Annotated in this window: 6 protein-coding genes; 5 read left to right on the top strand and 1 reads right to left on the bottom strand. The window is 71.0% G+C overall.

What is annotated here, in order from left to right:
• Positions 1 to 967 precede the first annotated feature (967 nt).
• From I5I_RS09420 to I5I_RS16050, 5 genes are all read left to right on the top strand, one after another.
• Complete coding sequence (locus I5I_RS09420) at positions 968 to 2,758, top strand: DUF4012 domain-containing protein (RefSeq protein ID WP_036318673.1); 1,791 nt, start codon at positions 968 to 970, stop codon at positions 2,756 to 2,758.
• A 65-nt stretch (positions 2,759 to 2,823) separates the two neighbouring features.
• Positions 2,824 to 3,393 (top strand): cell wall protein, encoded by a 570-nt coding sequence (locus tag I5I_RS09415; protein ID WP_187289929.1) that lies wholly within the window; start codon positions 2,824 to 2,826, stop codon positions 3,391 to 3,393.
• 80 nt (positions 3,394 to 3,473) lie between these two features.
• Positions 3,474 to 4,463, top strand: coding sequence for a glycoside hydrolase family 6 protein (locus tag I5I_RS09410; RefSeq protein ID WP_239640074.1), 990 nt, complete (start codon positions 3,474 to 3,476; stop codon positions 4,461 to 4,463).
• 109 nt (positions 4,464 to 4,572) lie between these two features.
• Positions 4,573 to 5,400: a response regulator transcription factor gene (locus tag I5I_RS16410; RefSeq protein WP_374699910.1), complete on the top strand. Its 828-nt coding sequence runs from the start codon at positions 4,573 to 4,575 to the stop codon at positions 5,398 to 5,400.
• Complete coding sequence (locus I5I_RS16050; RefSeq protein ID WP_239640073.1) at positions 5,349 to 5,702, top strand: winged helix-turn-helix domain-containing protein; 354 nt, start codon at positions 5,349 to 5,351, stop codon at positions 5,700 to 5,702. The genes I5I_RS16410 and I5I_RS16050 overlap by 52 nt, the downstream gene beginning before the upstream one ends.
• Positions 5,703 to 5,754: 52 nt before the next feature.
• On the opposite strand, the gene I5I_RS09400 is transcribed toward I5I_RS16050, so the two are convergent.
• The gene (locus I5I_RS09400; protein ID WP_036318668.1) at positions 5,755 to 7,290 is read right to left on the bottom strand and encodes a glycosyltransferase family 2 protein; all 1,536 of its coding nucleotides are present in this window, start codon (positions 7,288 to 7,290) and stop codon (positions 5,755 to 5,757) included.
• Positions 7,291 to 7,340 lie beyond the last annotated feature (50 nt).

The raw sequence follows: 7,340 nt of genomic DNA, 5'->3' as shown, positions 1-7,340 counted from the left end.
CACGCCTGGCTCNCGCCCTCAGCGACGGACTCATGCTCCTCGCTCTGGGCCTCGTGTGGGTAGGCCTGCGCGCGCGCCGCGGGCGCCGACCGATCCTGCTGTCGGCGGTGATCGGTGTGACGCTCGTGGTCATCGTGACCGTCGCGCTCACCTCGGGCACCGCCGCCGAAGACGCGGTCGGCAACGTCGAGCTCGTCGTGTTCGCGGCGATCTCCGCAGCCACGGCGATCGAACTCGTCGGTGTGCGCACGGCAGCACGCGGCGTGATCATCCCGCTCGCCCTGTCGTCGGGCCTGGTGGCGGTGTTCTCCCTGGTGTGGCTCTGCACCGACCTCGTGGGCGACCGCCTGCGCCTGGTCGACAACCTCCCTCCGACGGAGGACTTCACCCCGGTGGTCATGGCCATCACGCTCGTGACCGCCTTGACCACACTGCTGCTGCTCGCCCGGGCCGAGAACCCGACCTCAGTGACGGCGACGGTCGCCGGCTTCCGGGTCATCGCACGTGACCGACTCGCCCGCGCGGAGCGATTCGACGACGCGTGGTGGTCGCTGCTGGACGTTCGCCTCGACGACCCGATCGCGCTGCGCGAGGCCTCCAGCGCACTTGCGTACAGCCGTGTTCTCGAGCGCTTCGCATCGGACGTCGCCGCCGTCTTCCCCGCCGAGGCCGATCTCGATCGGCTCGAACCCTCGCGCATGCTCGTTCTGCTGCCGCGCCATGAGGCCGCCGTCCGCCCCCTCCTGCGTGCATTGCTGGAGCGTGTGGCGACCGTCTCGACCGACCAATCGATCGCCGTCCGCCTGTCGGCGAGCATCGGCTGGGCGAGCGTGTCCCGCATCGGCTACGACCTCGACGACCTCATCACGGCCGCCGCCGCCGCCGCCGACGAGGCGCAGCTGGCCGGCGGCGACCGCTGGGAGCGCGCGAGCGTGATCGCCTGAGCGCCTCCCCGTAGGATCGTGGCGTGAGCGCACTCCCCCGCCCGGCGCGCACCGCGGGCCGCATCTTCGCGTGGACCGTCGCCGGTCTGCTGCTGCTGGCGGTCGCGATCGCCGTGTGGGTGGGTGTGCGCGGGGCACTCGCCTACCAGCATCTGCAGCGGATACAGACCGGAGCAGCGCAGAGCACCGCGGCGCTGGCCGCCGACCCGTCATCCGCCGCGCCGACGCTGGCCCGGCTGGCCGCCGACGCGTCCGAGGCGCACCAGCTCACCTCCGACCCCGTCTGGGCGCTCGCCAGCCACACGCCGTGGATCGGCCCGCAGCTGGCGGCGTTCGGCACCGTCGCCGCGGCATCCGACGAACTCCTTCGGGAGAGTCTGCTGCCCCTCGCCACAGCCGCTCAGAACGTGTCGATCGACGGCCTGCGCCCCGTCGGTGGACGCCTCGACACGAGTGTCCTCGCGGGTCTCGTGACACCCGCCCAGGATGCCGCGACGCGCGCAGCCGACGCCGCCGTCGCCGTGCAGGACATCGACCGCACCCCGCTGATCGGCGCCGTCGGCACGGCCGTCGACCGTGCCGACGATCTCTTCTCGACCGTCTCGACCGCCGTGGACACCCTGTCGCGCACCTCGCGGCTGCTGCCCGACATGCTCGGTCGGAACGGACCGCGAACATACCTGGTGCTCGTCCAGAACAACGCCGAGTGGCGCTCGCTGGGCGGCATCGCCGGCGCCGCGGTGGTGCTGCGTGCCGATGACGGACGCCTGTCACTGATCGGCGCGCTCTCGTCGGGCGATCTGCCGCGCGGCTTCACGAACCCGGTCGTCGCCCTGCCCGACGAGGTCACGAAGATCTACGACACCAAGCCGGCGCGATACTTCCAGAACCTCACGCAGATCCCCGACTTCACGGTCGACGCTCCGATCGCGCGGGAGATGTACCGGCTGAAGACAGGCACCGACGTCGACGGCGTGCTCGCCATCGACCCGGTCGTGCTGTCGTACCTGCTGCAGACCACCGGCCCGGTCGCCCTCCCGAGCGGCGACGCCCTCAGCGCCGACAACGCGATCCCGCTGCTGCTCAACGAGGTGTACCTGCGGTACGCCAAGCCCGCCGATCAGGACGCGTTCTTCGCCGGTGCGGCCGGCGCGGTCTTCCAGGCCCTCGCCGACGGGCGGGGCTCGGCATCCGGCCTCATCTCCGCCCTCACCCGGGCCGGCGAAGAGCATCGCCTGCTCGCCTGGAGCGCGCACGCCGACGAGCAGGCGATCATCGACGGCACCGTCGTGGCCGGTCAGCTTCCGGTCACCGACGCGCACACGGCACGGTTCGGCGTCTTTCTGAACGATGGCACCGGGTCGAAGATGAGCTACTACATCGACCCCGACGTCTCTCTCGCCTGGGCGTCGTGCCGGCCGGGCGGGCAGAGCGCGCCCCGCCAGCTCACCCTGCAGCTCACCCTGACCAGCCGCGCGCCCGCCGACGCCGCAACGGCGCTGCCGGAGTACATCACCGGCGGCGGCGTCTACGGCACGGCGCCGGGCGCCGCCGAGGTCGTCGGCAACATCTACCTGCCGCAAGGCTTCGAGCTCGTCTCGGCGACGGCCACGAACGGCGCCGGCTTCGCGGGCGGCGTGCACGAGGGACGCCGGGTGCTCACCTTCGGCATCGACCTCACCCCGGGAGCATCCACGGGCGTGACGGTCACCGTCCGGGCGAACACCGCCGCCGGCGACGCCCAGGCCGTCGTCACGCCGACGGCGGATGCCGCGCGCGCTCCCGTCGTCGTGGCCACCTGCGGCGCGGGGTAGACTCCCTGCATCGCACGCTCGGCCGGTTCGTCCCCGGTCTGGTGCACACCGCAGGGAGAAGCTCCATGACCCGCTCGCGCCGCCGTACCGCCGACCGTCTGGCGCGCGCCGCGGGGGCGGCCCTGGTGGGAGTCGTTCTCGCGCTCGCCCCGAACGCGGCCCACGCCTCCACGATCTACCCGCCGGTCGACTCGTGCACGACCTCTCCGGCCAGCATCACCGCCGGCGGCACCCTGTCGTTCTCCTGCGCAGAGCGCACGTTCGGCGCCGATGAGCCGGTCACCATCACCGTCACCGGGCAGGACGGCGCGAACACGTCGTTCGCCATGGTGCACCTCGGCATCAGCACGGGCAGCACCACACGCACCTCCGACGCGAACGGCGCCCTCGGCGAGGTCCGCGTCGTCCTGCCCGCGACCGCGAGCGGCGTCTACAACATCGCTGCGATCTCGCGCAGCTCGGCCGGCGGTACGGCCAGCGCGTCGATCACCGGCGCCGACGGCCTTCCGCGCACCGGCGGCGACAGCGGTCAGCTCGTCGGCGTCTGGGTAGGCGGCGGAGCGCTCGTCCTCGCCGGCGCGGTCGTGCTCGTCGCCCTCGCCGTTCGCCGTCGTCGCGACCGCAACGACCTCTGAACGGCCGCCCGCGCTCCCCGCACCGGTACAGTTCAGACGTGTCCTCCTCCCCCCGCAGGCGCATCCTGTCCCCTCGGCGCGTGCCGAGACGCGGAATCGTCATCGCCGTCATCGTCCTCGCCGCCGTGATCGTGGTGGGCGCGATCGCCGGGGTGGGGATCGCCGTCACCCAGGGGGTGCATGCCATGCTCGCCCAGCCGCCCGCCGTCGGAACGACCGTCATCGCGCCGCAGCAGTCGAAGGCACGGATCGCGCTCGAGAACCTGCCGATGGATGCCGATGCCACCGCCGGCACGACCTACCTCGCCGCGCAGCCCACCGCCTACTGGCTGACCCCTGAGCAGGATCCCATCGGAACCGTCGGCGGAACGGTTCTGGACCTCATCGCCCAGGCCCGCGATCAGAATCGCGCCACGGCGATGGTCGTCTACGGCCTGCCCGACCGCGATTGCGGCAATCACTCCGCCGGCGGCCTGTCGCCCGCCGACTACCCCCGCTGGGTCGCGGAGATCGGAAAGGCGCTGAAGACGGCGCCCGACCAGCAGAAGATCATCATCCTCGAACCCGACAGCATCGCCCTGACCAGCGAGTGCGGGGATGTCGCGACGCGTGCCGGCTTCCTCTCGGGCGCGGTCGACGCCCTCTCGTCGACGGCGACGTGGATCTACATCGACGGTGGACACAGCGCCTGGCACAGCCCCGACGAGATGGCCCAGCTCATTCGCCAGATGGGCATCATCGACCGGGTGCGCGGTGTGGCCACCAACGTCTCCAACTACCAGTCGACGTACGACGAGTTCGCCTACGCGCACGCCCTGTCGGACCGCCTGGGCGGCACCCACGCCATCATCGACACCTCCCGCAACGGCGTCGCGACCGCCGGTGCGACCTGGTGCAACCCGTCCGGGCAGCGCGTCGGCGATGCCACCGGGACCTTCGGCGACGACGTCGTGGACACCAACCTCTGGATCAAACCTCCGGGCGAGAGCGACGGCGTCTGCAACGGCGGTCCGGCGGCCGGGTTGTGGTGGCCCGCCGCGGCCGCGGAACTCACCAGCGGCGTGCGCTGACGCCGCCTCGATCCCGCCGCTGCGGCGCGTGGCTAGACTGTGGCTCAGCACCGTGCTCCACACCCCCCTACTGGAGAGTCCCGGGACCATGACCGATCCTTCGTTACCGATGAAAACCGCCGTGATCATCGAGGATGATCCCGACATCCGTCACCTCATCGTCGAGGTGCTCGAAGCCGCGGGCTTCTCGACGGTGTCGGTCGGCAACGGCATCGACGGCGTGCGGGCGGTGCTCTCCTACCAGCCTCTCGTCACCACTCTCGACGTGAACATGCCCGGCATCGACGGATTCGAGGCAGCGCGGCGCATCCGCGCGCAGAGCGACACGTTCATCATCATGATCACCGGCCTCGAGGAAGAGGCCGACGTCGTCGTCGGGCTCGGCTCCGGCGCAGACGACTACATCGTGAAGCCGTTCCGCCCGCGCGAGCTGCGCGCTCGCATCGACTCGCTCCTGCGCCGCCCGCGCGCCACGGCCGGCGGCGCGCCGCGTTTGGCCGCGCCGCGCCAGGAGGTCGGCGGCCCGTCCTTCCCCGGCGCGCGTCCGGGCGCGCCGCGCGTGCCCGACTACGGGATGCCGCAGGCTCCCGCCGCCGGTACGGGTATCCGCCGCAGGCCCCCGGCTGGCCGACACCGGTCGAGGCCCAGCCCGCCGGCTGGCCTCCCGCCGCGCCGGCCGACCCGCCCTACAGCTTCGACGGCGCGCAGCCCTCCGCAGCGCCTGCGCAGCCGCAGGAGCAGACGGCCCCGGCATCCGCCGCACCCGTTCCGTCCGCGGCGGCACCCGCCGCACCGGCGCCGCCGGCGCAGCCGATCGTCGTGCCCTCGAGCGTCGGGCCCCAGTCGCCCGGCAGCGCCCTCGCCACGGCGGGGGCCGCCGGTGAGGTGGTCGCCTACACCGGGCCCGGCTGGGTCGCGCACCGCGATCTCACCGTGAACCCGGAGCAGCGCGTCGCCGCGATCGCCGGTCAGGAGCTGGTGCTCACGCGCACCGAGTTCGATCTGCTGGCGACCCTCATGGAGTCCAAGCGGCGGGTGCGCAGCAAGGCCGATCTGACCCTCGTGTTGCGCGGGGAGTCGTACGTGACGAGCTACTTCGTGGGCGAGGCCGACAAGCGCGCGATCGAGGCACACATGACCAACCTCCGCCGAAAGCTCGGCGACAACCCCGCCAACCCGCGGTACATCGAGACCGTGCGCGGCGTGGGCTACCGGCTGACGGCAGAGCACGCCGCCTGAGCGACGCCGAGGAGCGTCGCCGACGGGCACCGCGGGTCTTCGTCGCGGGGCGTCAGACCTTGAAGCCCTGGTGGCGACGGAACAGCCGGAACGACATGAGCACGGTCTGGATGACCGTGACCACCCCGACGATGGGCCAGCCCACCCAGAGGATCGCCGACTGCGCCACCGGGTCGAGCATGTTCCAGATCACCGCGACCGCGATCGCGACGATGGCGAGCATGATGAACGGCACCCAGTGGCCGATGCTGCCGCCGCCGCGTTCGGCCTTGGCCTGCATCGCCCAGTTGTCGACCTTCTTGCGCGACAGGAACCGCGTCCACGACCGCAGGAAGTGGCTGATGCGCACCCACATGAAGATCTCCGCGGGGAACATCAGGCCGGCGAAGAGGAGATCGCGACTGTTGCAGGTCTCCATCGCCCGTGCGACCCGCAGGTTCAGCATCATCGCGACCACCGGCGGGATGAGCCACCACGGTGAGAAGACGAACGCGTTGATCGAGAGCGAGGCGATCAGCAGGGTGAGGAAGGCGACGCGCACGAAGAGGTTGGTGAGCATCGAGAAGTTCTCGAACCACCGCAGGCGCAGGTTCGGGTGGAACGGCTGCCCCTTGGTGTCGCCGCGCTGACCCGGCCACATGAGCTCGATCGCGCCGTAGGTCCACTTCACCTGCTGGGCGTCGTAACCCTTGAGCGTGGTCATTCCGCCCACGTCGGCGCGGGCGAAGGGGCTGATCTTGGTGAGGTAGCCGGCGCTCTTGATCTGCAGCGACAGCAGCGAGTCCTCGACCTCGCTGTCCTTGACCCAGGGCGAGTTCTGGTGGTTCGCCTTCATGACATCGCGCAGCGCCGTCGTCGAGAAGATCGAGAACTGCCCGCCCAGCACCGCCATGTTGCGCCCGCGCAACAGGTTCTGCAGGTTGAAGGCCGCGAACTGGGTGCGCTGGCCGGCGATGAGGAACTTCGCGATGACGCCCTTGATCGGGCGGTCATCGATCGAGTAGATCGCAGAGATCCCGCCGATGCGGGAGTCGCCGACGGCTTCGCCCTCGAGGAACTCGACGGCCCGGCGGTCGGCGATCGTGTCACCGTCCACACCGAGCAGGTAGTCGTACCCCTCGACCAGTGCGTAGCCGTAGTTGAGCGCTCCGACCTTCTTGTCGGGGTTCTTGCCGATGTCGTGGACGAACACCTCGGTGAACTGCTCGCCCAGCTCGGTGGTGATCTCGTGCGGACCGCTGAACTCCGACGCGATCTTGACCGTCGCGTCGGACGTGTTGTTGACGACGACGTGGATCACGTCGGGCACCCGGCTCTGCCCGAGCAGCGAGCGCAGCACGTCGGCGATCGACTCCTCCTCGTTGTACGCAGGCACGACACACCCGATGGTCGAGCGGTGCACGGTCGTGTGCTCGAGCACCGAGGAGAAGTCGTCGAGCTCGGGGATGGCGAGCTCCGCGGGGTGGAAGGACTCCTGCGGCACGGGGAACCCGTACGGCTGCGCCGGCGGTGCCGGCGGCGCCCCGAAGGGTGCCGCACGGAACTGCGGTTCGGCGGCCTGCCGGCCGGTGTCGAAGGGCGTGCTCACGGTGTACCTCGTGTCGATGTGGACAACAGACTATTGAGTGGGGGCGGTCG

The sequence above is a fragment of the Microbacterium sp. B24 genome (genome assembly GCF_000333415.1).
In the GTDB taxonomy this organism is placed as follows: Bacteria; Actinomycetota; Actinomycetes; order Actinomycetales; family Microbacteriaceae; genus Microbacterium.
The sequence above is the reverse complement of the archived record's forward strand: the minus strand, read 5'-3'. Positions and strand labels throughout refer to the sequence as shown.